General features: G+C 67.9%; 20 protein-coding genes. 15 read left to right on the top strand and 5 right to left on the bottom strand.

Annotation, left to right across the window (positions count from 1 at the left end; all coding sequences use genetic code 11):
- Positions 1 to 3: 3 nt before the first annotated feature.
- The gene (locus N802_RS00835; protein WP_035910865.1) at positions 4 to 633 is read right to left on the bottom strand and encodes a YceI family protein; all 630 of its coding nucleotides are present in this window, start codon (positions 631 to 633) and stop codon (positions 4 to 6) included.
- Between the two features lie 168 nt (positions 634 to 801).
- Between N802_RS00835 and miaB the strand changes: the two genes are divergently transcribed.
- Entirely contained in the window at positions 802 to 2,319 is a 1,518-nt protein-coding gene (gene miaB, locus N802_RS00830; RefSeq protein ID WP_035910860.1) for a tRNA (N6-isopentenyl adenosine(37)-C2)-methylthiotransferase MiaB, read from the top strand.
- 68 nt (positions 2,320 to 2,387) lie between these two features.
- Here miaB and N802_RS00825 read toward each other — a convergent pair whose 3' ends face one another.
- Complete coding sequence (locus N802_RS00825) at positions 2,388 to 2,615, bottom strand: Rv0909 family putative TA system antitoxin (RefSeq protein WP_035910855.1); 228 nt, start codon at positions 2,613 to 2,615, stop codon at positions 2,388 to 2,390.
- 110 nt (positions 2,616 to 2,725) lie between these two features.
- Here N802_RS00825 and def point away from each other — a divergent pair, with 110 nt between their 5' ends.
- The 4 genes from def to ggt all read left to right on the top strand — a co-directional run bounded on the left by def (position 2,726) and on the right by ggt (position 7,233).
- Positions 2,726 to 3,379 carry a peptide deformylase gene (def, locus tag N802_RS00820; protein ID WP_035910851.1) on the top strand — a complete coding sequence of 218 codons (654 nt, stop codon included), beginning with the start codon at positions 2,726 to 2,728 and terminating at the stop codon, positions 3,377 to 3,379.
- Entirely contained in the window at positions 3,363 to 4,310 is a 948-nt protein-coding gene (gene miaA / locus N802_RS00815) for a tRNA (adenosine(37)-N6)-dimethylallyltransferase MiaA (RefSeq protein WP_052109260.1), read from the top strand. Before def ends, miaA begins: the two co-directional genes overlap by 17 nt.
- Position 4,311: 1 nt before the next feature.
- Positions 4,312 to 5,235 carry a diaminopimelate epimerase gene (gene dapF, locus N802_RS00810; protein WP_052109259.1) on the top strand — a complete coding sequence of 308 codons (924 nt, stop codon included), beginning with the start codon at positions 4,312 to 4,314 and terminating at the stop codon, positions 5,233 to 5,235.
- Positions 5,236 to 5,385: 150 nt separating this feature from the next.
- Positions 5,386 to 7,233, top strand: coding sequence for a gamma-glutamyltransferase (gene ggt, locus N802_RS00805; protein ID WP_035910847.1), 1,848 nt, complete (start codon positions 5,386 to 5,388; stop codon positions 7,231 to 7,233).
- Between the two features lie 8 nt (positions 7,234 to 7,241).
- Here ggt and N802_RS00800 read toward each other — a convergent pair whose 3' ends face one another.
- On the bottom strand, positions 7,242 to 7,868 hold the full coding sequence (locus N802_RS00800; RefSeq protein WP_035910844.1) for a class I SAM-dependent methyltransferase: 627 nt from the start codon (positions 7,866 to 7,868) through the stop codon (positions 7,242 to 7,244).
- A gap of 21 nt (positions 7,869 to 7,889) precedes the next feature.
- Between N802_RS00800 and hflX the strand changes: the two genes are divergently transcribed.
- Both hflX and N802_RS00790 read left to right on the top strand, forming a co-directional pair.
- The gene (gene hflX, locus N802_RS00795) at positions 7,890 to 9,371 is read left to right on the top strand and encodes a GTPase HflX (protein WP_035910839.1); all 1,482 of its coding nucleotides are present in this window, start codon (positions 7,890 to 7,892) and stop codon (positions 9,369 to 9,371) included.
- A 36-nt stretch (positions 9,372 to 9,407) separates the two neighbouring features.
- On the top strand, positions 9,408 to 10,475 hold the full coding sequence (locus tag N802_RS00790; protein WP_035910837.1) for a GNAT family N-acetyltransferase: 1,068 nt from the start codon (positions 9,408 to 9,410) through the stop codon (positions 10,473 to 10,475).
- A 182-nt stretch (positions 10,476 to 10,657) separates the two neighbouring features.
- Here the strand turns inward: N802_RS00790 and N802_RS00785 are convergent, their stop codons facing one another.
- Positions 10,658 to 13,252 carry a DEAD/DEAH box helicase gene (locus N802_RS00785; RefSeq protein ID WP_035910835.1) on the bottom strand — a complete coding sequence of 865 codons (2,595 nt, stop codon included), beginning with the start codon at positions 13,250 to 13,252 and terminating at the stop codon, positions 10,658 to 10,660.
- Positions 13,253 to 13,406: 154 nt separating this feature from the next.
- Between N802_RS00785 and N802_RS00780 the strand changes: the two genes are divergently transcribed.
- The 8 genes from N802_RS00780 (at position 13,407) to rpsT (ending at position 23,714) form a co-directional block, all read left to right on the top strand.
- Positions 13,407 to 14,117 (top strand): hypothetical protein, encoded by a 711-nt coding sequence (locus N802_RS00780; protein ID WP_211254320.1) that lies wholly within the window; start codon positions 13,407 to 13,409, stop codon positions 14,115 to 14,117.
- A 42-nt stretch (positions 14,118 to 14,159) separates the two neighbouring features.
- A complete protein-coding gene (locus N802_RS00775) occupies positions 14,160 to 16,880 on the top strand; it encodes an MGH1-like glycoside hydrolase domain-containing protein (RefSeq protein ID WP_035910832.1) in 2,721 nt (906 codons plus the stop codon).
- The gene (locus tag N802_RS00770; RefSeq protein ID WP_084071740.1) at positions 16,877 to 17,695 is read left to right on the top strand and encodes a glucose 1-dehydrogenase; all 819 of its coding nucleotides are present in this window, start codon (positions 16,877 to 16,879) and stop codon (positions 17,693 to 17,695) included. The genes N802_RS00775 and N802_RS00770 overlap by 4 nt, the downstream gene beginning before the upstream one ends.
- A 150-nt stretch (positions 17,696 to 17,845) precedes the next feature.
- Positions 17,846 to 20,125, top strand: a complete 2,280-nt coding sequence (locus N802_RS00765; protein WP_035910829.1) for an ATP-dependent DNA helicase — start codon at positions 17,846 to 17,848, stop codon at positions 20,123 to 20,125.
- A 207-nt stretch (positions 20,126 to 20,332) separates the two neighbouring features.
- Positions 20,333 to 20,857: a SigE family RNA polymerase sigma factor gene (locus N802_RS00760; RefSeq protein ID WP_052109258.1), complete on the top strand. Its 525-nt coding sequence runs from the start codon at positions 20,333 to 20,335 to the stop codon at positions 20,855 to 20,857.
- The gene (locus N802_RS00755; protein ID WP_035910827.1) at positions 20,857 to 22,257 is read left to right on the top strand and encodes a hypothetical protein; all 1,401 of its coding nucleotides are present in this window, start codon (positions 20,857 to 20,859) and stop codon (positions 22,255 to 22,257) included. Before N802_RS00760 ends, N802_RS00755 begins: the two co-directional genes overlap by 1 nt.
- The gene (gene holA / locus N802_RS00750; RefSeq protein ID WP_052109257.1) at positions 22,241 to 23,236 is read left to right on the top strand and encodes a DNA polymerase III subunit delta; all 996 of its coding nucleotides are present in this window, start codon (positions 22,241 to 22,243) and stop codon (positions 23,234 to 23,236) included. The genes N802_RS00755 and holA overlap by 17 nt, the downstream gene beginning before the upstream one ends.
- A 217-nt stretch (positions 23,237 to 23,453) precedes the next feature.
- Positions 23,454 to 23,714: a 30S ribosomal protein S20 gene (gene rpsT / locus N802_RS00745; RefSeq protein ID WP_035910823.1), complete on the top strand. Its 261-nt coding sequence runs from the start codon at positions 23,454 to 23,456 to the stop codon at positions 23,712 to 23,714.
- 97 nt (positions 23,715 to 23,811) lie between these two features.
- On the opposite strand, the gene N802_RS00740 is transcribed toward rpsT, so the two are convergent.
- Complete coding sequence (locus N802_RS00740; RefSeq protein WP_035910821.1) at positions 23,812 to 24,549, bottom strand: lysozyme; 738 nt, start codon at positions 24,547 to 24,549, stop codon at positions 23,812 to 23,814.
- Positions 24,550 to 24,615: the final 66 nt, after the last annotated feature.

Genomic DNA, 24,615 nt, shown 5'->3' with positions numbered 1-24,615 from the left:
GGGTCAGGCAACGGCCGGGACCTGGGCGATCGCCGAGATGTCGAACTCGAGCTTGACCTTCTCGCTCACGAGGACGCCACCGGTCTCCAGTGCGGCGTTGAAGTTGAGGCCCCAGTCGGTGCGGTCGATGGTCGTGGAGCCCTCGAACCCGATGCGCGTGTTGCCGTAGGGGTCCTTGGCGGAGCCCGTCTCCTCGAAGTCGATCGTGACGGGCTTGGTGACACCGTTGATGGTGAGATCACCGGTGACGGCCCATTCGGAGCCCGCGCGAGCAACGTTCGTCGAGACGAAGGTGATGGTGGGGTGGTTCTCGATGTCGAAGAAGTCCGGCGTCTTGAGGTGACCGTCGCGCTGCTCGTTGCCCGTGGTGACGGACGCGGCCTGGATCGTGACCTCGACCTTGGAGTTGGCCGGCGTGGTGGCGTCGACCCGGGCCGTGCCCTCGAACTCGTCGAAGTTGCCGCGCACCTTCGTGACCATGGCGTGGCGGGCGGAGAAGCCGAGGCGCGAGTGGCTCGGGTCCAGCACGTACTCGCCCGAGATGTCCGAGGCGGAGCTCGGGGCGGTGGTGGCGACAGGGGCGGCGGGGGCCGCGACGGCGACCTTCTTGGCGGAGCGGTTGAAGAGGCCCATCGGTGTCTCCTTGACGAGAGGTGAGTGAGTAGTTGTTGCTTCAACTACAACGATGACGACGTTTGGTTGTTCTGTCAAGTTACGTCCGCCGTGGGCGCGATGGGGTCGCCCGGGTCCGGACGCGACGAGAAGGTCGGATCACGCTCAGGACGTACCCTTGTCGGTGCCATGAGTGATCTGAAGACCTATGACGTGCGCACGCACGGATGCCAGATGAACGTCCACGACTCCGAGCGGCTCGCCGGCCTCCTCGAGACGGCGGGATACGTCGACCTCGCGAGCGTCCCGAGCGACGCGCGCCCAGAGACGGCTGACGTGGTCGTGTTCAACACGTGTGCGGTTCGGGAGAACGCAGACAACAAGCTCTACGGGAACCTCGGCCAACTGCGCCCCGCCAAGACCCGCAACCCCGACATGCAGATCGCCGTCGGCGGTTGCATGGCTCAGAAGGACCGGGCGACGATCGTCCAGAAGGCGCCCTGGGTGGACGTCGTCTTCGGAACCCACAACATCGGCAGCCTCCCAGCGCTCCTGGACAGGGCCCGTCACAACAAGCGGGCCGAGGTCGAGATCCTCGAGTCGCTCGAGACCTTCCCCTCGACGCTCCCCACGCGCCGCGACTCGGCGTACGCCGCGTGGGTGTCGATCTCGGTCGGCTGCAACAACACGTGCACGTTCTGCATCGTGCCCAGCCTGCGCGGCAAGGAGACCGACCGCCGGCCGGGCGAGATCCTCGCCGAGATCGAGGCGCTCGTCGCCCAGGGCGTCGTCGAGATCACCCTGCTCGGCCAGAACGTCAACACCTACGGCGTGGAGTTCGGCGACCGTCTCGCGTTCGGCAAGCTGCTTCGCGCGTGCGGTGAGATCGATGGTCTGGAGCGCGTGCGCTTCACCAGCCCACACCCGGCCGCCTTCACCGACGACGTCATCGCGGCCATGGCCGAGACGCCGAACGTCATGCCGAGTCTGCACATGCCGCTCCAGTCGGGGTCGGACCGCGTCCTCAAGGAGATGCGGCGCTCCTACCGCAGCGCCAAGTTCCTCGGCATCATCGAACGGGTTCGCGAGCAGATCCCGGACGCTGCGATCACGACCGACCTCATCGTGGGGTTCCCGGGGGAGACCGAGGAGGACTTCGCCGAGACCCTTCGCGTGGTCGAGGAGTCCCGGTTCTCGAGTGCCTTCACCTTCCAGTACTCGATCCGGCCCGGCACGCCTGCCGCGACCATGCCCGACCAGATTTCCAAGGCCGTCGTCCAGGAGCGCTTCGAGCGTCTCGTCGCCCTGCAGGACGAGGTGTCCTGGGCGGAGAACCGTGCCATCGAGGGCCGCACCGTCGAGGTGCTCGTGGCGCCCTTCGAGGGTCGCAAGGACGCGGAGACCGCGCGCATGAGTGGTCGTGCACGCGACAACCGGCTGGTCCACTTCTCCATCCCCGATGGTGGCGAGCGACCGCGACCGGGCGACATGGTGACCGTCGACGTGACCTACGGCGCCCCGCACCACCTCGTCGCGGACAGTGCACTTCATGGCGGCACCTACGCCGTTCGGCGGACCTCCGGTGGTGACGCCTGGGAGTCACTGCAGGATGCCCCGGTCCCCGGCAAGCCGTCCGTCAGCCTCGGAATGCCCTCCATCGGCAAGCCGACCACGGCGGCGGTGAGCGCCCCCGCCTGCGGGATCTGACGGCATACGCGGGCAGAGACGCGAAAGGGCCCCGACCACGCAAATGGTGGTCGGGGCCCTTCGTGGTCTCAGGACTGTTCCGGTGCGTCTCCGCCGTCGCCGATCTTGTCGTCCAGGAAGTCTCTGCCCTGATCGATCTTGTCGGCGTCGAGGCCACGGTCGGCTGCAAAGTCGCCAGCCCTGTCGAGGCCCTGGTCGCTGAACTCCTCGACCTTGTCGCCGTGCTCGGCAGCGAGATCCTTCGCCTTGTCGCCGTGCTCGCCGGCCAGGTCCTTTGCCTTGTCGAACATGCTCATGGTCGCTCCTCATCTCTGGGGGATACGGACATTCCCCACTCTGCCTCATTGCCCTCGCGCGGTGGACTTGGGGTCCTGGTCATTTGGGATGGTCTGCGAGAATCGTCGCCATGACGATCCGCCCCATCACCATCACCGGCGAGCCGGTGCTCCACCGCCGCGCCGAGCCCGTCGAGGTCATCGACGACGGCATTCGTGAACTCGTGGCTGACATGTTCGAGACGATGGACGCGGCCCGTGGTGTCGGCCTGGCGGCTCCCCAGGTCGGCGTGGGCTTGCGGATCTTCACCTGGCAGATGGACAACCGTGACGGCATCCCGTCGCGAGGGGTCGTCATCAACCCCTTCGTCTCGGCGAGCAAGGCCCCCGTCGGCGACCCGGACCCGCACGACGAATCCGAGGGGTGCCTGTCGGTGCCCGGTGAGTCGTTCCCCCTGCGCCGCGGGGAGGCGGCGACGCTCACCGGTCTCGACCTCGACGGCAATGAGATCTCGTATGCCGCGACGGGCTGGTTCGCGCGCATGTTCCAGCACGAGTACGACCACCTCAACGGCTTCCTCTATGTCGACCGTCTGCAGGGCAAGTGGGTGCGCAAAGCCAAGAAGGCGGTCAAGGCCAACGAGTGGGGCAAGCCGGGTCTCACTTGGATGCCGGGTCAGGACCGTGACCCGTTCGGTCACGATGACGTCGACGATGACTACGAGGACGACGTGATTGCCGAGGGTGGGCACGCAGGTGCGTCCGAGGATGAGCTTGCCCGCTGACGCCTCGGGTCGCGGCCCGCTCGTCATCGCTGTCGTCGGCCCGACTGCCAGCGGCAAGTCCGAACTCGCCCTGCGCGTTGCCGAGACGCTCGGGGGAGAGGTCGTCAGTTCTGACGCGATGCAGCTCTATCGCGGCATGGACATCGGCACGGCCAAACTCCCACAAGCGGAGCGTCGCGGTGTGCCGCACCACCAGATTGACGTCCTCGATGTCACCGAAGAGGCGACGATCGCGCGCTACCAACGTGAGGCGCGGGACGACATCGAGGACATCCGTCGCCGGGGGCTGCACCCCGTCGTGGCTGGCGGGTCGGGGTTGTATGTCCGGGCAGCGCTCGACCACCTTGAGATCCCGCCGACCGATCCCGATGTGCGGGCGCGCCTCGAGGCAGAGGCGGGGGAGCGGGGGGCAGCAGCGACCCATGCCGCCCTGGTCGAGCGCGACCCTGCTGCGGCGCAGTCGATCGGACCGCGCAACGTGCGGCGGCTCGTGCGCGCGCTCGAGGTCATCGAGATCACCGGTCGGCCGTTCAGTGCGACGATGCCCGAGAGGCGACACCTCCTTCCGACGGTGATGGTCGGACTGCTGCCGCCCCGTGACGTGCTGGACCAGCGCATCGACGCGCGCGTCGACCAGATGTGGAGTGACGGGCTCGTCGACGAGGTGAGAAGCCTTGTGCCACAGGGGATTCGGAGCGGTCGCACGGCGTCTCGGGCTCTGGGCTACGCGCAGGCGCTGGCCGAGATCGACGGCACCATGAGCGCGGAAGCGGCACGGGCCGAGACGGCCCAGCTCACCCGTCGCTACGCCCGCCGGCAGGAGTCATGGTTCCGCCCCGACCCCCGCATCACGTGGTTCGACCCGCTGCCCGACGGTGCGCTTGACGACGCCGTGGCCCACGTCGAGAAGGCGATCACCGAGAATGGATGACATGACGGCGGACGAGCGTTCCACCCAGGTGCTGACCACGCCCCGCGCCCTGCGCTTCACCAAGGGACACGGGACCGAGAACGACTTCGTTCTCGTGCCCGACCTTGACGCACGCCTGAACCTCGACGCCGACCTCACCCGACGGCTCGCGGACCGACATGCAGGTATCGGAGGCGACGGGGTCATCCGCGTCGTTCCCACCGAATCGGCCACCGAGGAGGCGGTGCGCTCACAGGCGGGCCGCGCGCGGTGGTTCATGGACTACCGCAATGCGGACGGGTCGACCGCGGAGATGTGCGGCAACGGGACTCGTGTCTTCGCGTCATACCTGCGTCGTGAGGGTCTGGAGACCTCGGACGAGTTCGAGATCGCCACGCGAGCAGGCATCAAGGGCATTCGCTTCGAGGGCGACGTCGTCGCGACCAACATGGGCCAGTGGCGGTTCGTCGACGAGGCCAAGGCCGTGGCTGAGGGCTTCGACTCTCTCGTGCTCCTGCGCGATCGTCCGCTGTCCGAGGACCCGTGGTCGGCGCTGTCCGTCGACATGGGCAACCCCCACACAGTCGTGGCCCTGCCCGAGTCGGTCGACCTGGCGACGCTCGATCTCTTCCACGTCCCTGAGGTCCGACCCCTGCCACCCCAGGGCACCAACGTCGAGTTCGTGCGTGTCATGGGACCCGGGCACATCGCGATGCGGGTGCACGAGCGAGGTGTCGGCGAGACCCAGTCCTGCGGCACGGGCGTGTGCGCGGCCGCGCTGGCCACGAGCTTCTGGGCAGGGAACCCCGAACCCAAGGAGGACTGGACCGTCGACGTCCCGGGCGGGCGCCTGCGCGTGCGTGGCCTCCCGAATCATGAAGTCGAGCTCGCCGGACCCGCGGCTCTCGTCGCCGACGGCACGATCGACCTCTCCGCCCTGGCCTGAAGCCATCCCTGACCGGGGCGCACGGTTGGGCGTGCGTCCGACCGACCGGGGCGCACGGCCGTGCGCAAGGGCGGCGAGGCGGGAGTCGGGCACTGCGATGCGTCGCTGCTCCGGATGCGGTACCGACGGGTCACTTCTAGCGTCGAGTGCATGAGAACTCCCACAGCACTCCTTGCCCTCGTCACCGCTGGTGGTGCTGTCGCGGCGCTCACGATCCCCGCCACGGCAGTCGCCACGAGCACGACCTCCGCCACATCGACGCCAAGGACGGGCCCACCACCGGTCGGGCACGACATCCCCAAGGTGCCGGTCATGACGGGCGGTGGCGGAGCGGTGGCCACCGTCGACCCGATCGGCACGCAGGTCGGGATCGACATCCTCGAGAAGGGTGGCACTGCGGCCGACGCTGCTGTCGCCGCGGCTGCGGCCATCGGGGCGGTTGAGCCCTATTCGTCGGGTATTGGTGGTGGCGGATTCTTCGTGCACTATGACGCCGAGACCGGGGAGGTCACGACCATCGATGGTCGTGAGACCGCCCCTGCCACGTTCCATGAGCGCGTCTTCCGCAACCCCGACGGCTCGGCCATGGACTTCGACACGGTCGTGAACTCCGGGCTGTCCGTCGGTGTCCCGGGAACCCCTGCGACGTGGGCGGCCGCTCTCGAGCGGCACGGGAGGATGAGCCTCAACAAGGTCCTCAAGCCCGCCGAGGACATCGCCCGCAAGGGCTTCGTCGTCGACGAGGTCTTCCACCAGGACACGCTCGACAATGCCGAGCGGTTCTCAATGTTCCCGGCAACCGCCGAGATCTACCTGCCCGGGGGTGCGCCGATTCCCGTGGGTGGCGTCCAGCGCAACCCGGACCTCGCCAAGGCCTACCGGGAGTTGCGTACCCACGGCATCGCCTCGCTGCACACCGGGCGCATGGGGCAGGCGGTTGTCAAGGAAGTCCAGAACCCCACGACCGCGACCGGCGTCACCGTTCCCCGGGGACAGCTGACGGCAGCTGACCTCGCGGCATACAAGGTCAACCACAAGGCGCCGACGCACACCGAGCACAACGGCGTCGACGTCTACGGCATGGGCACTCCGAGCAGCGGTGGCATCGCCGTCTCCGAGATCCTCAACCTGCTCGAGTCCTTCGAGGAGCGCACGGGCAGGACGATCGGCGAACTCTCGGAGGCCGAGTACCTCCACTGGTTCAGCGAGGCGTCCGCCATGGCGTTCGCGGACCGCAACCGCTACGTCGGCGACGTCCCGGGGGTTCCCACTGCCGAGCTCACCTCGCAGCAGTTCGCCGACGAGCGCTCGTGCCTGTTCGACCCCGACACCGCCCAGGCCCGGCCCGTGCCGTTCGGCTCACCGGACGGCGCCTACGACGACTCGTGCCAGCCCGCGGGCACGTCGGCCCTGCCTCGCGACGGGCAGTCGACGACCTCGCTCACGGTCACCGACAAGTGGGGTGACGTCGTCACCTACACCCTGACAATCGAGCAGTTCGGCGGCTCGGGCATCGTCGTTCCGGGCTGGGGCTTCCTCCTCAACAACGAGCTCACCGACTTCAACTTCGCGCCGTTGACGCCGGGGGTGCCGGACCCGAACCTCCCCGGCCCCGGGAAGCGGCCACGCAGCTCGATGAGCCCGACGATCGTCCTCCAGGACGGCAAGCCCTACCTCACGGCCGGCAGCCCCGGCGGCGCGACGATCATCACGACGGTCGCCCAGATCGTGGCCGGAGTCGTCGACCGCGGACTCAGCGTCGGCGACGCCGTCGCCGCACCTCGCATCTCGTCACGTAACGGCACCGAGGACGCCGAGACGCCGATCTTCGCCACGTCCATCGGTGACGAATTGCGCGTCAAGGGTCACGTGCTGCGCCACCGTCCGGTCATCGGCAATGGCACGGCGATCCGTAGCCTCTCGCCGACCTTGTGGACCGCCGCTGCCGAGCCGGTCCGCCGAGGGGGCGGCTCGGCAGCGGTCGTGAACCCGCGATGAGGCCCGTGTCAGGCGGGCTGGTCAACCCTGAGCACGCGGAAGCCCTTGCTCGACGCAAGGCGAGCACACGGCATACCGAGGTCTGCCTCGATCCAGCGCTGCAGGCTGTCGGAGCCGAGGTTCTTCTGGACCACGAGGTAGGCCTCGCCACCAGGCGCGAGGCGCGGAAGCCACGTGCGGAGCAGGTCATGCAGTGCGGCCTTGCCGATCCGGATCGGCGGATTGGACCAGATGAGGTCGTATGCCGTGTCGTCGCCGACCATGTCCGGCGTCACTGCACGCACGTGGCTCAGTCCCAGAGCGGCCGCGTTGCGGTTCGTGAGATCCACGCTGCGCTCGTTGACGTCCACGCCGAGAACGTCTGCGTGCTCGGACAACAGGCCAAGTGTCAGGGCGATGGGGCCCCAGCCGCAGCCGAGGTCGAGGAAGCGACCAGAGGGCGGCGGGTCCGGGACCTCGTCGAACAGCACCGCGGTGCCCTTGTCCAGCCCGCCGGGGCTGAAGATTCCCGGCGCGACTTCGACCGTGACGCGTCGCCCCGCAAGGGTCACGTCGAGCGGACGGCGTTCGTCGGGAGTGGCCGGGCGGGCGGTGAAGTAGTGCTCGCGGGAATCCGTTCGCCCCGAGTCGGTCATAGGTGAGACCCTAGATGGAACATGACTGAACGACACAACATCTTCTCCGACCAGGCCGACGCACTCTCCGACGACGCCTACGACGACGACGGCTTCGTGGCCGAGGGCGAAGGCGACGACACACGCCCCTCTGCCCTCTACGACGGCGACCAACTCGAACGCGAGGAGCGCGCCGCGCTCCGCCGCGTCGCTGGGCTCTCGACCGAGCTCGAGGACGTCACCGAGGTCGAGTACCGCCAGCTGCGCCTCGAGCGAGTCGTGCTTGCCAGCGTCTGGTCCGACGGCAGCCTCGTCGACGCCGAGAACTCCCTCCGCGAACTGGCGGCTCTCGCCGAGACTGCGGGCGCCGAGGTCCTCGAGGGAGTCATCCAGCGACGCCAGAAGCCGGACACCGCAACCTATCTCGGCAAGGGCAAGGCTGAGGAGCTGCGCGACATCGTCATCTCCGAGGGCGCTGACACCGTCATCGCGGACAGCGAGCTCGCTCCCTCGCAACGCCGCGCGTTGGAGGACGTCGTCAAGGTCAAGGTCATCGACCGCACGGCGCTGATCCTCGACATCTTCGCCCAGCACGCGAAGTCCCGTGAGGGCAAGGCCCAGGTCGAGCTCGCCCAGCTCCAGTACCTCCTCCCGCGCCTTCGCGGTTGGGGTGAGTCGATGTCGCGTCAGGCCGGTGGTCAGGCCGCCGGCGGTCAGGGCATGGGCTCACGTGGTCCCGGTGAGACCAAGATCGAGCTCGACCGGCGCCGCATCAACTCCCGCATCGCCAAGCTCAAGCGCGACATCGCCGGCATGAAGACCCACCGCGACACCAAGCGGGGGTCGCGCCGCGCCAACGGCATCCCCAGCGTCGCCATTGCCGGCTACACCAATGCGGGCAAGTCCTCGATCCTCAACCGGCTCACCGGCGCGGGCGTGCTGGTGCAGAACCAGCTGTTCGCCACGCTCGACCCGACGGTCCGTCGCGGCGAGACCCCCGACGGTCGCGAGTTCACCTTCACCGACACGGTCGGCTTCGTGCGCGCGCTGCCGCACCAGCTCGTCGAGGCCTTCCGCTCCACCCTCGAGGAGGTGGCCGAGTCCGACCTGCTGCTTCACGTCGTCGACGGGTCACACCCTGACCCCGAGGGCCAGATCTCGGCCGTGCGCGCGGTCCTCGCCGACGTCGACGCGACTGACGTCAAGGAAGTCATCGTCGTCAACAAGGCCGACATCGCCGACCCCGAGGTCGTCGACCGGATCCTGCGGCAGGAGAAGCACGCGATCGCCCTCTCGGCGCGCACGGGTGAGGGCATGGACGCCCTGGTTCAGCTCATCGCCGACGAACTGCCGCAACCCGACATCAGCGTCGACGTCCTCCTGCCCTACGACCGGGGTGACCTCGTCAGCCGACTGCACGAGGAGGGCGAGATCCTCGCGAGCGAGCACGTCCATGACGGGACGCGCGTCACCGCGAAGGTGAACGCCGACCTCGCAGCCGAGCTCGCGGCATACCAAGCCTGAGCGCTTGTTGCGAACCGTTTGCAATAAGATCGACGTATGCCGTTGCCGACCGTCGTCGAGACCCCTCGCCTGATCCTTCGGCCACCGACGGAGGCCGACCGCGACGAGTGGGTGCGGCTGCACCGGGATCCGCGCACCTATGGGCACGCGCCATGGGCGATGGCCGCGTCGGATGACGAGGCAGGCGTGGCATTCGAAGCCGCTATGTGGCACTGGCAGGAGCACGGGTTCGGCTTCTGGGTGGCGCGAGAGCAGGATTCCGGCCCAATGGTCGGAGTGGGTGGTCTCCGTGAAACTCGCGGCGACGCCGACTATCTCAACCTCTACTACCGCCTGGCGTTCGACGACCAAGGGCGAGGCTTGGGGCGCGAGCTGTCGCGATTCTGCACCGCGTTCGCCGTCGAGTACGTGCCGCATCTGCCGGTGTGGGCGCTCATCGGGCAGAACAACCCCGCATCGATCGCCACGGCGGAGGCGAGCGGGCTTGAGCGGTGCGGAATTCGTCAACTCAAGGGTGACCCTGTCGAGAGCCCTCCGGCGCTCCGCTTCGAGGCTCCGCGGGTCGAAGGGACGACGGCCTTCGATCGCGCCACGCGCGCGCAGGTGCTCGACCTGTGGATGAGGACGAACGATGCCGGGGGAGCGGTGGGGTTCCTCCCCGGCGCGTCCCTCGAGAGAGTCGACGCAGCACTGTCAGCACACGAGGATGCGATGTGCGCGGGCTCAACGACGGCGATCCTCCTGCGGGCAGCCGCCGACGACCGAGTGCTCGGTCTGGCCTTCATCGTGCCTGTGGGAACGCCGCTCATGCCCCACGTTGCCACCGTCTACCGCGTCATGACCGACCCGGAGGCGCGTGGTCGCAACCTCGGCCGCCTGCTCATGGCCGGCGTCCACCGGATGGCTCGCGCCTCGAGAATCGAGATCCTCACTCTGGGTGTGCGCAGCGGCATGGGGACGTCCGCCTTCTATGAGGCCTGCGGCTACAGGGAAGCGGGTCGCGTCATGGGCGCGATCCGGGTCGCACCCGGCGACGACCGCGACGACATCACGATGACCCGCCGCCTCGACGACGCAGACCTCAAACCCGACCCCCGCAACTGACAGACCTCAGATGTACCGAGCTCACCCAATTGGACGGTTGGGTTCGGGGGTGTCTGTATCGAGCTCACCCAATTGGACGGTTGGGTTCGGGGGTGTCTGTACCGAGCTCACCCAATTGGACGGTTGGGTTCGGGGGCGTCTGTACCGAGCTCACCCAATTGGACGGTTGGGTACGTACCGAATCACAGGCGGCGGAGGGCGGTGGTCACGAGGACGAGTTCGCCGGCGTGGTCGCTGGCGTCGAGGTCGACGACGGCTTCGATGACCCAGTCGCGATCTTCGGCGGGGTCCGCGAGCACCTGACGCACCCGCCAGATGCGGTGCTCGGTGTCGTCGTCGAGACCCGGCACCAGGTCCCGCGCCGGCTCGACTTGGAGTAGCTGCGGACCGCGGGCGTCGGCGTCGGTGCCGATCGTGCCGTGCTCGTCCCAATAGGCACCAAGTGCCACGTCCCAGGCGTCCAGATCCATGACGACCCCACGCCCGTCCTCCGGGACGGCGACCGAGTCGCGCTCGAGCTGGGCCAGTCGCTCGATCTCGTCCAACGACGCCAGCTCAACGCGGCGCCACATTGCCTGACGCACCATCGCCCGAAATGCCTTCTCGTTGGCCGTGATCGGGCGCGGCGGTGCGGGCGCTTCACCATGGGCAGCCGCAGCGTTGCGCACTGCCTCCGGATCGGTCAAGGCCGCCCACTCGTCGATGAGCGAGGAGTCGGTCTGGCGGATCGTCTCGCCGAGCCACTCGATGAGAGTGTCGAGTTCCTCGTCGCGGTGCTGCTCCGGGACGGTCTGACGCAGCGTCCGATAGGCATCGGAGAGGTAGCGGAGCACCACACCCTCGGACCGTGAGAGGCCGTAGCGGCGGATGAAGTCGCCGAAGCTCATCGCCTGCTCCCACATCTCGCGCACGATGCTCTTGGGGTCGAGCGCCTCGTCGGGAAGCCAGGGGTGCGTCTGCCGATAGGTCTCGTAAGCCGGCTCCAAGAGTTCGAGGAGCGGGCGCGGCCACGTGATTTCCTCGACGATGGCCGTGCGTTCGTCATAGTCGACGCCCTCGGCCTTGAGTTCGTTGATGCGTTCGCCGCGGGCTGCCCACTGTTGGGCGCGCAGCACTGGGCGCGGCGAGTCGAGGACCGCCTCGACGACGGAGACCACATCCAGCGCCCGCGTGGGCGAGTCGGGGTCGAGCAGGTCGAGCGCCGCCAGTGCGAAGTGCGCCAGCGGCTGGTTGAGGGCGAAGTCCGCGGGCAGATCCACAGTGAGGTCGACCGTGCGCCCGTCGGGGCCGGGCTCAGGCAGCCGCACCACCACGCCCGAGTCGAGCAGCGAGCGGCCGAGGCGGATGGCGCGACGCGCCAGTTTCGCCTGACCGACGAGGGATTCGTGGTTGTCCCGGACCAAGGCGCTCACGGCGCCCACGGGGTCCCCAGGTCGAGCCATGACGTTGAGGATCATGGCGTTGTCGATGCGCATCTTCGATGTGAGGGGCTCGGGCTCGCTCGCGACGAGCTTGTCGAAGGTTTGCTCCGTCCAGACGATCGACCCCTCCGGGGCCTTGCGGCGCTGGACCTTGCGCAGCTTCTTCGGGTCGTCGCCGGCCTTCGCGAGGTTGCGTTCGTTCTCGATGACATGCGGGGGCGCCTGGACGACGACCGACCCGCTGGTGTCGAAGCCCGCGCGCCCGGCGCGACCGGCGATCTGGTGGAACTCACGGGATCGGAAGATCCGGTCGCGCTGACCGTCGAACTTCGCGAGGCCGGTGAAGAGCACCGTGCGGATCGGCACGTTGATCCCGACGCCCAACGTGTCGGTTCCGGCGATGACCTTGAGCAGACCGGCCTGCGCCAGCTGCTCGACGATGCGGCGGTAGCGGGGGAGCAGCCCGGCGTGGTGGACACCGATGCCCTTGCGCAGCAACCCCGACAGCGTCTTGCCGAAGCCCGCTGCGAAGCGCACGGGCGCCAGCCGTTCTGCGATCGCAGCCTTCTCCTCGGTCGTGAGCAGCTTGAGGTTGGTGAGTGACGCTGCGTGCTCCGCAGCCAGTTGCTGCGTGGGGTGGACGACGTAGACGGGTGCCTGGTGGGTCGTGACGATCTCCTCGACCATCTCCGCCAGAGGTGTCAGGGACCACGTGAACGACAGCGGCACCGGTCGCTCGGCCGTCGTGACGAACGCCACGTCTCGACCGGTCCGCCGCGTGAGGTCCTCGGAGATCTGGGACATGTCGCCCAAGGTCGCCGACATCAACAGGAACTGCGCCTGCGGCAACTCGAGCAGTGGCACCTGCCAGGCCCAGCCACGCTGACCGTCGGCGTAGTAGTGGAACTCGTCCATCACCACGAGCCCGACATCTGCCGAGGAGCCCTCTCGCAGAGCGATGTTCGCCAACACCTCGGCCGTGCACGCGATGATCGGTGCATCCGCGTTCACCGACGCGTCGCCCGTCAGCAGTCCGACGTTCTCGGCGCCGAACACCTCACACAGCGCGAAGAACTTCTCGTTGACGAGCGCCTTGATCGGCGCGGTGTAGAAGCTGACCCTGTCACCCGCCAGAGCGGCGAAGTGCGCGGCCACTCCTACCAGTGACTTGCCCGAGCCCGTCGGGGTCGCCAGCACGACGTGACGTCCCGACACGACCTCGATGACCGCCTCGTCCTGGTGGGGATAGAGAGCGATCCCGGACTCCTCCGCCCAACCGGAGAACACGGCATACAAGGTGTCGGCGTCCGTGGTCACGGAGGTGAGGGCACGTTCGGCCAAAGGGTGAGAAGTCATCGCGAGCATCCTCGCACCCCGACGCCCAGAGCCACGTCACGACCGCGACGGGCCAGCGGGCGATTGCCCGGTGTGACGGGACACCCACCCCTGTCGCTCGGGACGCGGGCGGCACGACGATCTCTGTGCCCAGCAACCCCGAAAGGAACCAGAGATGCGCACCAACTCCCACCAGATCCGGCGCCTGACGACCGGCACGAGCCTCTGCCTCGCCGCGATCCTCCTGATCGTCGCCCTGTTCGTCGACCCGGGCACCTGGGGGGACGACCGCGAGGCCGTCAGCTTCCAGGACAACCCCGGACTGGCACAACTCCAGTCGGGCCTCTATCACTGGAGCTACCTCCTCATGGTGTTCGCCGTGATCGGGCTGGCGCACTTCACCCGCCAGCGCTTGGTGCTCCTCGGCCACCTCACCGCGGGGTTGGCAGCCATCGGGTGGATCAACCTGTCGGCGCTGCTCCTCACCGACCCCATTGCCTGGTACTTCGGGGCGCGTCACGCGCCGGAGGAGGCGGAGCGGCTCACCAACGAGATGCTCGACCAGCCCAACGTCATCTTCGGATTCATGATCCCGGGACCGTTCCTTGCCCTGATCGCCACGGCCCTCCTCATGGTCGTCCTGTGGCGCGCCGGCTTTGTCCGGGGGTGGCTGCCGGTGGTCTTCACCCTCGCCTGGGTGGGCAGTTTCGTGGCGCCCTACGGGCCGGTGACGATCCCGTTGTGGTCCGTGGTGGCCGGTGTCCTGACCTACCTCGGCGTCCGAATCATCCGGATGAGTGACGACGCATATGCCGCGTACGACCGTCCCGCAGTGGTCGCACCGAGCGACGCGCCGACCGACAAGGCCACCCTGACAACTGTCTGAGTCGCCGCCCCCACCTCGGCACCAACGTGCCAAGGTGGGGGCATGACGTCTGTCGAGCCCGAACAGCGCCCCAGCACCGCGGAGCACCAACGACTCGAGAACTCACCCCACGACGGCGATGTCTGGCGTGCCTGGGGGCCGTTCGTCTCGGGGCGTCAGTGGGGGACGGTGCGCGAGGACTACTCCGCCGATGGCAACGCGTGGGACTTCTTCCCGTTCGACCACGCTCATGCTCGTGCCTATCGCTGGGGTGAGGACGGCATCGCTGGTCTGTGCGACCGCTACGGCTTCCTCAACCTCGCCATCGCGATGTGGAACGGACAGGACGACCGGCTCAAGGAGCGTCTGTTCGGTCTCACCAACGAGCAGGGCAACCACGGCGAGGACGCCAAGGAGTACTGGTGGCACCTCGATGCCACGCCGACGCACAGTTGGGCGCAGTACCTCTACCGCTACCCCCACAAGGCATTCCCGTATGCCGTGTTGCGCAGTGAGAATGCCGCTCGCGGTTACGACGTGCCCGAGTTTCAGCTCGCCGACACCGGGGTCCTCGATGAGGATCGCTTCTTCGACGTCGTGACGACGCACGCCAAGGGTGCGCCAGGTGATGTGCTCGTCACGTTCGAGGCGACGAACCACGGCCCCGAGGCGGCACCGCTCGACCTCGTGCCGCAGTTCTGGTTCCGCAACACGTGGGCGTGGGGGCGAGACGACCGCAAGCCGGTGATCGAACTCGTCCCAGGCTCACCGGAGGGGCTCGTGCACCTTCGGGCCACGCACGCCCACATCGGCGTCGTCGAGCTCGTCGCCGAGGGCGGGCCCGAAGTCCTGTTCTGTGACAACGAGACCAACGTGGCCGAAGTGTTCGGCGAGGGCGAGAGCCTCAGCCCGCATCCGAAGAACGCCGTCGAGCGCGCGATCGTCCACGGAGACCCCAGCCTGCTCGCGACCGACGCCCGCGGAACGAAGGTTGGGCTGCGCTACCACTTCGACGCGGTCGCCCCAGGCGAGACGGTGCGGGTGCGGCTGCGCCTCCACGACGACGCGTGGGTCGACGCCGCGGCCGACGACGTGCGACTCGAGGAGGCCTTCGGCGCCGGCTTCGACGAGGTGTTGGCGGCGCGTCGCGGCGAAGCCGACGAGTTCTATGGGGCGGTCATCCCCGAGTACATCGGCGAGGAGGAGCGGCTCGTCGCCCGCCGGGCCTTCGCCGGGCTCAACTGGTGCAAGCAGCTCTACCGCTACAACGTGCGCGAATGGCTCGAGGGTGACCCCGCAGGCCCACCACCCCCCGACGCACGCCGGGCCCGCGAACCCCACGCGCGCAACACCTCCTGGACCCACATGTCGCTCGCCGACGTCATCTCGATGCCGGACGAGTGGGAGTACCCCTGGTTCGCCGCCTGGGACACCGCCTTCCACACCGTCGCGATCGCGCACATGGACCCCCAGTTCGCCAAGAACCAGCTCATGCTCATGTGCCGGGAGTGGAGCCAACATCCCAACGGGCAGCTGCCGGCATACGAATGGCAGTTCGGCGACGTCAACCCGCCCGTCCACGCGTGGGCGGCCTGGCAGGTCTATGTCCTTGACGGCTCGCGGGATCACGGGTTCCTCATCCGGATCTTCACCAAGTTGCTCTTCAACTTCTCGTGGTGGCTCAACCGCAAGGACTCCGACGGGTCCAACCTCTTCGAGGGCGGCTTCCTCGGGATGGACAACATCAGCGTCTTCGACCGTTCCCGGGACGTGCCGCAAGGGTGGCGGCTCGAGCAGTCCGACGCGACGAGCTGGATGGCGTTCAGCTGCCTGCAGATGCTGCAGATGGCACTCGAACTGAGCCGGGTCGACCGCAACTGGGATGGGCTCGCCACGACGTTCCTCGAGCACTTCTTCTCGATCGCCGAGGCGATGGAGACGTTCGGGACCGAGGGTGTCTCGTTGTGGGACGAGACGGACGAGTTCTTCTACGACGTCCTGGTCGACGAGAACGGCAACGGGTCCCCCGTTCGCGTGCGCTCGCTCGTCGGTTTGCTGCCGCTCATTGCCGTCGCTAATGTCCCGGCGTGGGCGTTCGAGGAGCTCGGCGACTTCACCTCACGCCTGCAGTGGCTCCAGAAGGAACGTCCGGACCTCACCGACTCGCTGCTGCACAGCCAGGATGGCGACGTGGTGCACAACAGCCTCACTCCCGTCGTCCGTGAGCGACTTGAGGCGATCCTGCGACGACTCTTCGACGAGGGGGAGTTCCTCGCGCCACACGGGATCCGCTCGTTGTCTGCGGCCTACCGGGATGGGGTCGAGATCGAAGTGGGCGGCACCTCGATGCACATGCAGTACACGCCCGGCGAGTCGCTGAATGGCATGTTCGGTGGCAACTCGAACTGGCGCGGTCCGATCTGGTTCCCCACGAACGTGCTCATCCTGGACGCGCTCCTCGTGATTGCCGAGGGGGCCGACGGCGACATCGAGGTCGAGTTCCCGACCGGATCGGGTCGGTGCCTGCCTCTCGAAGAGGCCGCCATCGGCGTCCGCGGCCGGCTCATCTCCCTGTTCCTCCCCGGTGAGGGCGGCCGACGACCGGGCACACCTCGAGAACACCCCCCAGGACCATTGTGGGACGGCCATCCCACCTTCAGCGAGCACTTCAACGGTGACGACGGCACCGGACTGGGCGCTTCCCACCAGTGCGGCTGGACCGGGCTCGTCGCCCACCTCATTTGCACCACACCAGAAGAACTGCGCAAGGAGATCGACTCATGAGCCCGACCACCAAGAAGTCCGAGTCCACAAAGGCACAGTCTTCGGGCGGAGACCGTCCCCTCGAGGGCAAGGTCGTCATCGTGACCGGTGGCAACTCCGGCATCGGCGAGGGAATCGTCCGCGAAGCCGCGGCCCAGGGTGCCAAGGTCGTCATCGACTACGTCTCGGAGCCCGAGGCGACCGAGGCGATCATCAAGGACATCGAGAAGGCCGGGGGAGAGGCGGTCGGCTGCGAAGCGGACGTCTCCAAGGTCGCCGACCTGCAGAAACTCGTCGACACCGCGGTCAAGGAGTTCGGTCGCCTGGACGTCATGGTCAACAACGCCGGCGTGGAGTTCGGCGAGACCCTCGCGACCCTCACCGAGGAGAAATACGACCTCCTCATGAACATCAACCTCAAGGGCGCCGTCTTCGGCTCCAAGCTTGCGGCAGAGCAGATGCGCAAGCAGGGCGACGGCGGAGTCATCGTCAACATCACGTCGACTCACGAGGACTGGCCGATGCCCAGCGATCTCAGCTACTGCATCTCCAAGGGCGGCATGCGCATGCTCACCCGCACGGCGGGCGTCGAACTCGGTCCGGACCGGATCCGCATGGTCGGCGTGGGGCCCGGCGCGATCAACACGCCGATCAACGCCGACGACACCCCGGAGGAGACCAAGGCCCTCGAGGATGCCATTCCGCTGGGCTACATCGGCTCGCCCGAGGAAATGGGCAAGATCGTGTGCTTCGTCGCGAGTGACGCAGGCACCTACATCACGGCGACGACGATCATGGCCGACGGTGGCCTCATGCAGAAGCCCGGCGCCGTCTGACTGCCTGACTATCCGCCGTCTCAAACTCACCGAATTCCTCGGTTCGGGACATCCAGGATTCAACGTCCCGAACGGAGGAATTCGGTGAGTTCGGGACGGGGCTGTGGATGGCGGGTCAAGCGTGTCCGTCCCTCGGCATAGGCTGGCTCGGTGCCGACCCTCGACGACCTCCTCGCCGCCGCGGTCAGTGGTGTCAAGGGGAGTGAGCGCCCCGGCCAGGTGAGCATGGCCAAGGCCGTCGCCCACGCCGTTGACTCGGGTGAGCACCTCCTCGTCCAAGCCGGCACCGGCACCGGCAAGTCCCTCGCCTACCTTGTGCCTGCCGTCCAGCACGCCATGGACGTCGGGAAGCCGGCCGTTGTCGCCACGGCGACGCTGGCCCTCCAAGCCCAGATCGTCGACCGCGACATGCCCAGGGTCGCCGACTCGCTCGCGCCCCTGCTCGGCCGTCGCCCGACCTATGCCCTCGTCAAGGGCCGTCGCAACTACGTGTGCGTCAACAAGCTCGCAGGCGGCTTCCCCGACGACGACGCCGACTCACTCATGAGCGTCGGCGACGTCGATCAGCAGGCCGGATGGCTGGGCAAGGAGGTCGTCCGGCTTCGGGAGTGGGCCGACGAGACGGAGTCCGGCGACCGCGACGAACTCGTGCCCGGCGTCTCCGAGCGGGCGTGGCGGCAGGTGTCCGTCAGCGCGGATGAGTGCTTCGGCAGCAAGTGCCCGATGGTCACGGAGTGCTTCGTCGAGCGCTCTCGCGAAGCCGCCAAGTCGGTGGACGTGATCGTCACGAACCATTCCTTCATGGCGATCGACGCCTTCGAGGGTCGTCAAATGCTCCCCGAGCACGACGTTCTCATCGTCGACGAGGCGCACGAACTGGTCGACCGCGTCACCGCGACGATCACCGACGAGGTCACGCCCGGCATGGCCCGTGCGGCGTCCAAACGCGCTGGGCGACAGGCCGATTCGAGCGAAACGATCGACGACGCCGCCACCTTCCTCGAATCGGTACTCGAGGAGATCCCGGAAGGGCGACTCACCGGCATTCCCGACAATCTGGGCCTCGCCCTCGCACGCCTGCGGGACACGAGCCGTCAGGTCCAGACCGAGCTCAAGCCGCCGCCTGGAACCGAGGTCGACGGTGCGCGCCAGGTGGCGCGAGCCGCCGTCGACGAAATCAACGAGAACGCCGCGCGCATCCTCGAGGAGCGCGAACTCGACGTCGTCTGGGTCAGCAAGGACCCGCGGCGGGGGAGCGTCCTGCGGGTCGCGCCGATGAGCGTGGCGATGCTCGTGCGCGACAAGGTCTTCGAGGACCGCACAGTCATCCTCACTTCCGCGACGCTCGAGCTCGGCGGAACGTTCGACGCGGTCGCGGGCACGATCGGCCTGCGCGGCGAGGGCGCCCCGAAGTGGACCGGTCTCGACGTGGGCAGCCCGTTCGACTACCCGCAGCAGGGGATCGCCTACGTCGCCAAGCACTTGCCACCTCCCGGTCGTGACGGCGCCTCGCCCGAGTCCATGGACGAGATCGAGGCACTCGTCCGCGCAGCGGGTGGTCGCACCCTCGGGCTGTTCTCGTCGATGCGCGCGGCACGGGCGGCGACCGACGAGATGCGCGAGCGGATGAAGGATCTGGACGGTGAGCTCTCGATCCTCTGCCAGGGCGAGGATCAGATCGCGACACTCGTTCGGCAGTTCGCTCGCGATCCCCGCACCTGTCTCTTCGGCACCCTGAGCCTCTGGCAGGGCGTCGACGTCCCCGGTTCGAGCTGCCAGCTCGTCATCATCGACCGCATCCCGTTCCCGCGACCGGACGACCCACTCGCCTCCGCGCGCTCGCAGGCCATAGCCCGCATGGGCGGCAACGGCTTCATGGCCGTGTCCGCGACGCACGCCGCCCTGCGGCTCGCGCAGGGCGCCGGCCGGCTCATCCGTCGCGGGGACGATCGCGGGGTCGTCGCCTTCCTCGACTCCCGCATGATGAGTGCCCGGTATGCCGGGTTCCTCCAGCGTTCGCTGCCTCCCTTCTGGCCCACGTCGGATCGCACCCTCGTCCTGAGCGCCCTCAAGCGCCTCGACGAGACGGCCCCGCCACCGCTCGAGGTGGCGGATCCGGCGCTGCGTGGGCTGACCGGCGCCGTCCAGGGCACGTCGATGGGTGACGCTGAGGTCAAGGGTGAGGTCGATGCGACCGACACCCGTCCCGTTGCGACTGCACCGCCACCAGGGCCATCGGCGCGCACGGCCGTGACGCAGGGCCACGCGTGGACCGATCAGGAGGACGAGGAACTCCGCGACGGTGTCGAGCTCGGCCTCAGCGTCGAGGAGCTCAGCGAGTCCCTCGAACTCCCGACCGAGGTCATCGCGGCTCGGCTCGAGGGGCTTGGCCTCGAAGCCGGCGCGGGCGCCACCCTCAGCTTCGACTGACTTGACCCGGTGCCCTCGCAACGTCAGCGTCAACGGTCCTTCTAGCAGCCGTTCACGCTGACGTTCCGAGTGCAAGTTTGCGCAACGTCAGCGCCGATGGTCGTTCTAGGAGCCGTTCGCGCTGACGTAAGGGAGGCCTGGGCCCTCGGGGAGTTTGGGGTCCACCCGTGGGAGGCCCTCTCGTCGTGATTGGGTTCGGAGGTGGTCATGAGCTGGGCCCGGCCTGATGCCGAATTCGTGGCGTTCGTGCGTGCGAGCACGACGCCTCTGCTGCGCGTTGCCTGGCTGCTGAGCGGCGACCACCACGCCGCCCAGGACCTCGTGCAGGAGACACACGTGCGGATGGCGAGCAAGTGGTCGTCGATCCGGCGCCACGACTCGGACCCGATGGCCTATGCGCGGACGGTCCTGCACCGAATCCACATCGACAACTGGCGTCGCCAGCAGCGCCGGCCCGAGCGGCTGGTCTCGGAGGCTCCTGAGGGTCGCACGGCGGTCGCAGACCACGACCTGCGTCTCGCGCTGATCGAGGCGCTGGCTCGACTCACGCCGCGCCAGCGATCCGTCCTCGTGCTGCGCTATCTCGAGGACCGCACCGAGGTGCAGGCCGCCGCAGTGCTCGGCTGCTCCGTCAGCACCGTGAAGTCCCAAGCGCGCCACGCGCTCGGGCGACTTCGCGAACTCAACCCTCAGCTCATGGCGGATCTCGCGCCAGCCTTGAAGGAGCGGTGATGGACACCCTGACTCGACTGATGCGAGATACCGCCGAACTCGCACCCGAGGGCATGGATCCCGCGACGGAAGGCCTCGCCGAGACGGCCTGGCGCCGTGGGAAGCGGCGTCAGTTGGCGCGAGCGACAGCCACGGGCGTGGTGACGTTGGCCGTCCTTGCGGTCGTGGCCTCCCTCGTTCTCGGAACCTCAGAGGCGGTCCCTGACCAGCTCCTACCAGCCGGTGACGGCAACTCCGGGGGAGTCTCGTCGTATCCGCAGCGCATTGGCCACCAATGGATCGTCAGGGATCTGCCCTCACGCCCCGGGCCGATGGCTGCCGTTGTGGCGATGACCAAGGGCGAGGGCTCGACGTGGCAGGTGGTGTCCCCGACCGGGCGCCGCTATCACCTTCCTGGAGCCGCCAGTGCGAATCAGGACCTGTATCCGGTGTTGTCGGCCGATGGACGTCGACTCGCGTACTACGACGGCGAGTGGGATCGCGTCGTCGTTCGCGACCTCGAATCAGCCGCCGAGTGGTTTCTCAGTGTGGGGGCGCCCGAGCGGACCGGTCCTGACGGCGGGTTCAAGACAACTCGAGAACACGAGCTCGCCATGCAGCATCCAGGGTGGTTCTCCCCTTCCAATCGCTATCTCGCCTTGCCCACTCACGACGGCCCCGTCGTGTGGGATCTCCATGGCGGCGCGACGTGGGTCGTCCCGACGATGCGTCAGCCCGCCGGATGGCTCGACGACAACCGGCTGATCGGTCGAACGTTTGCCGATGGGTTGGCGACAGAAGCCACCTCCTCGGAGCGAACCGCGAGCATCGTGATGTGGGACTCACGAAGCGGAACGACAACTGCTGTCGGGAGCGCGGTCGACTTCACGACGATGGCCAGCGACACCACCACGCGCGGCCAATGGTGGGGCACCGTTCGCAACGACGGCACTCTGTGGATCTCCCTGGACGAGATGAATGGCGAAACCGGTCTCTTGGGAGGTGTGCGTCTGCCCGATCTGTCACCTGTCGACCTCCTGGGAATCCCTACACCTCAGCAGGAGTGGATCGAGGCACCTCAGGCCTTCACCACGGTGCAGTGGCGGGGTTCTGAACCGCTGCTTCCCCAGACCGGCACCTCCGGCGGGAACTGGTGGCCTCCTGAGGGAGCGTCCACTGGTCGTGGCCAAGCGGTTGTCTTCGAGGACCCGCACAGCGTCCTTGCCACAGTGTGGGCGTCCGACGCTCTCAGCGCTCGCCCCGCCGACACGCTTTTTGGGACGTCCACGGCGTGGTGGACGTGGTGGTGGAAGGAAATCGGTCTCGCCCTGGCTGCGGTCACGGGGATCGTCTGGTGGCGCCGTCGACGAAACCCGTCCGAGGGTGTCGGAGCCGCGTGGCAGAGTGAGCGCCGTGAGTGATCTCGTCGAGGTGCAGCGCCGCGTCCCGCCGTTGGTCCTCATCGCCGGGCCGGAGCAGGTCCTCGCCGAGCGGGGACTGGCCGAGACCGTCCAGGCCATCAAGGAGCACAGCCCCGACGTCGAAGTCATCCGGCTCTACGCCAGCACCTACGAGCCGGGCGAACTCATGGTCCACGCCAGCCCTTCGCTCTTCGGCGGCGACAAGGCCGTCGTCGTCCATGACCTCGACGAGGCGACCGACGAACTGCAGCAGGACCTCCTGGCCCACCTCGCGGCCCCGCCGGACGACGTGACACTCGTCGTCACCCACAAGGGTGGCAACCGCGGCAAGAAGGTCCTCGACACGCTCAAGAAGTCCAAGGCCCGGGTCATCGACGCGCCCGCGATCAAGACGGACCGGGACAAGGCCGACTTCGCGATGAACGAGTTCCGCCGCAACAAGCGCCGAGCGACCCCACAGGCCGTCCAGGCACTCGTCGACGCCATCGGCAAGGACCTGCGCGAGCTCGCCTCCGCCTGCCAGCAGCTCATCGCCGACACCACCGGCACCATCGACGAGCAGGTCGTCCTGACCTATCACGGTGGCAAGGTCGAGGCCACGGGCTTCCGGGTCGCCGACGCAGCCGTCGCCGGCAATGCCGGCGAGGCACTCCGTCTCCTGCGCCACGCGATCGCCGTCGGTGTCGACCCCGTCCCGATCGTCGCCGTTCTCGCGCAACAGATCCGTCAACTGATCAAGGTCGGCTCGGCCGGCCGCGGACGATCAGCCGACCTGGCCCGAGACCTCGGGATGGCCCCGTGGCAGGTCGACAAGGCCCGGCGCTCGCTCCAGGGCTGGACCGCAGAGTCCCTCGCAAGATCCCTTCGAGCCGTAGCCGCGGCCGACTTCGAGGTCAAGGGCGGTGGTCGCGACCCCGTCTACGCTGTGGAGCGCGCAGTCCTCACGATCACCCGCGAGAAGGCGGCCGGCGACGGTTGAGCGGCGGGGGAGCACACGGCATACGCGAGGGCATTGTGTCGTTTTGCCTCCCCAGACCACTCACTGGTAAATTTGCCCCTTGCGTGCGCGCTCAGGTCGTGCGCGCACGTTGCTTCACCCAGGAGCAACTCACGCAAGGGTGTCCCCACTCCCGGTCCCGAGTTGTTCCTGCCGCCCTCTCACGGCAATTACCGACCTCTTCAGAAAGTTTCTCTTCGTGGCAAACATCAAGTCCCAGCTCAAGCGCATCAAGACCAACAAGGTCGCGACCGAGCGCAACAAGGCCGTCAAGTCCGACGTCCGCACCGCGGTCCGCAAGTTCCGCGAGCTCGCGGAGGCCGGCAAGGTCGACGAGGCCAAGGACGCGCTCAAGGTGGCGTCCAAGAAGCTCGACAAGGCCGTCAGCAAGGGCGTTCTGCACAAGAACAACGCGGCCAACAAGAAGTCGGCGCTGGCCAAGAAGGCTTCCAGCCTCTGAGTCGCCGCTGACCCGGTCGTCCGCGACCGACACGCACGAGGGCCCGTCACCATCACGGTGACGGGCCCTCGTGCGTGCCCGGACGCTGCCGGGCGGCTCAGCCCAGCGCGAGGGCCCGGAGACGGGACATGTCGCCGTTGAAACGGTTCTTGTCGAGCGGTGTGTCGGTGTACTGCCAGAACGTGTAGTAGGACCAACCCGACGGCAACGTGCCCACGGAACTGCTGTAGCGCGCGATCCACAACGGATTCGTCTTCGAGAACTGGCTCGTGTTGCCGGTGCACCGGGTCCACCAGTCCGTGGTCGTGTAGATGACGGCGTCCCTGCCCGTGCGCGCCTTGTAGCGCGATGTGAAGGCGGCGATCCAGTTCCGCATCCCCGTCTGGGAGAGGCCGTAGCAGGTCGCGCCATAGGGGTTGTACTCGATATCGAGCACCCCGGGCAGGGTCTTGCTGTCACGCGACCACCCGCCACCGGTGCTCGCGAAGAAGTCGGCCTGAGCCGTGCCGCTGGAGCGGTCGGGGCGCGCGAAGTGGTACGCCCCTCGGATCATCCCCACCTTGTAGGACCCGTTGTACTGCTGTGCGAAGTAGGGGTTCTTGTAGGTCGTGCCCTCCGTCGCCTTCACGTAGGCGAACTTCATGCCCTGCCCCCACCAGTAGGACCAATTGACGTTGCCCTGGTGGGACGAGACGTCCATTCCGGGCGTCTGGGTCACGGCGGCGGTGCGCAGCGGCACGGAACGATCGGCCGCAGCCGGTCCGACGGCGGGGACGAGGGACAGGGCACCGGCGGTGACGAGGCCGGCGGCGATGCGACGAGACAACCTGCTCATGAGCTCTCCTTGGTCGGGGCTGCAATGGGTCGGTGCACGACCAGCCAAGGGGCGCCCGGTGGCACT

Origin of the sequence: Knoellia sinensis KCTC 19936 (genome assembly GCF_000768705.1) — a bacterium.
Classification (GTDB): Bacteria; Actinomycetota; Actinomycetes; order Actinomycetales; family Dermatophilaceae; genus Knoellia; species Knoellia sinensis.
This window is presented reverse-complemented; position numbering and strand designations above follow the sequence as displayed.

What these genes read in the sequence shown, in the direction of transcription:
- N802_RS00740 (WP_035910821.1), bottom strand. Translation starts at nt 24,549, where the DNA reads ATGAGCAGGTTGTCTCGTCGCATCGCCGCCGGCCTCGTCACCGCCGGT.
- dapF (WP_052109259.1), top strand. Translation starts at nt 4,312, where the DNA reads ATGACGGCGGACGAGCGTTCCACCCAGGTGCTGACCACGCCCCGCGCC.
- N802_RS00755 (WP_035910827.1), top strand. Translation starts at nt 20,857, where the DNA reads ATGGACACCCTGACTCGACTGATGCGAGATACCGCCGAACTCGCACCC.
- def (WP_035910851.1), top strand. Translation starts at nt 2,726, where the DNA reads ATGACGATCCGCCCCATCACCATCACCGGCGAGCCGGTGCTCCACCGC.
- N802_RS00760 (WP_052109258.1), top strand. Translation starts at nt 20,333, where the DNA reads ATGAGCTGGGCCCGGCCTGATGCCGAATTCGTGGCGTTCGTGCGTGCG.
- N802_RS00775 (WP_035910832.1), top strand. Translation starts at nt 14,160, where the DNA reads ATGACGTCTGTCGAGCCCGAACAGCGCCCCAGCACCGCGGAGCACCAA.
- N802_RS00770 (WP_084071740.1), top strand. Translation starts at nt 16,877, where the DNA reads ATGAGCCCGACCACCAAGAAGTCCGAGTCCACAAAGGCACAGTCTTCG.
- N802_RS00785 (WP_035910835.1), bottom strand. Translation starts at nt 13,252, where the DNA reads ATGACTTCTCACCCTTTGGCCGAACGTGCCCTCACCTCCGTGACCACG.
- N802_RS00800 (WP_035910844.1), bottom strand. Translation starts at nt 7,868, where the DNA reads ATGACCGACTCGGGGCGAACGGATTCCCGCGAGCACTACTTCACCGCC.
- miaB (WP_035910860.1), top strand. Translation starts at nt 802, where the DNA reads ATGAGTGATCTGAAGACCTATGACGTGCGCACGCACGGATGCCAGATG.
- hflX (WP_035910839.1), top strand. Translation starts at nt 7,890, where the DNA reads ATGACTGAACGACACAACATCTTCTCCGACCAGGCCGACGCACTCTCC.
- N802_RS00780 (WP_211254320.1), top strand. Translation starts at nt 13,407, where the DNA reads ATGCGCACCAACTCCCACCAGATCCGGCGCCTGACGACCGGCACGAGC.
- N802_RS00825 (WP_035910855.1), bottom strand. Translation starts at nt 2,615, where the DNA reads ATGAGCATGTTCGACAAGGCAAAGGACCTGGCCGGCGAGCACGGCGAC.
- miaA (WP_052109260.1), top strand. Translation starts at nt 3,363, where the DNA reads ATGAGCTTGCCCGCTGACGCCTCGGGTCGCGGCCCGCTCGTCATCGCT.
- ggt (WP_035910847.1), top strand. Translation starts at nt 5,386, where the DNA reads ATGAGAACTCCCACAGCACTCCTTGCCCTCGTCACCGCTGGTGGTGCT.
- N802_RS00835 (WP_035910865.1), bottom strand. Translation starts at nt 633, where the DNA reads ATGGGCCTCTTCAACCGCTCCGCCAAGAAGGTCGCCGTCGCGGCCCCC.
- N802_RS00790 (WP_035910837.1), top strand. Translation starts at nt 9,408, where the DNA reads ATGCCGTTGCCGACCGTCGTCGAGACCCCTCGCCTGATCCTTCGGCCA.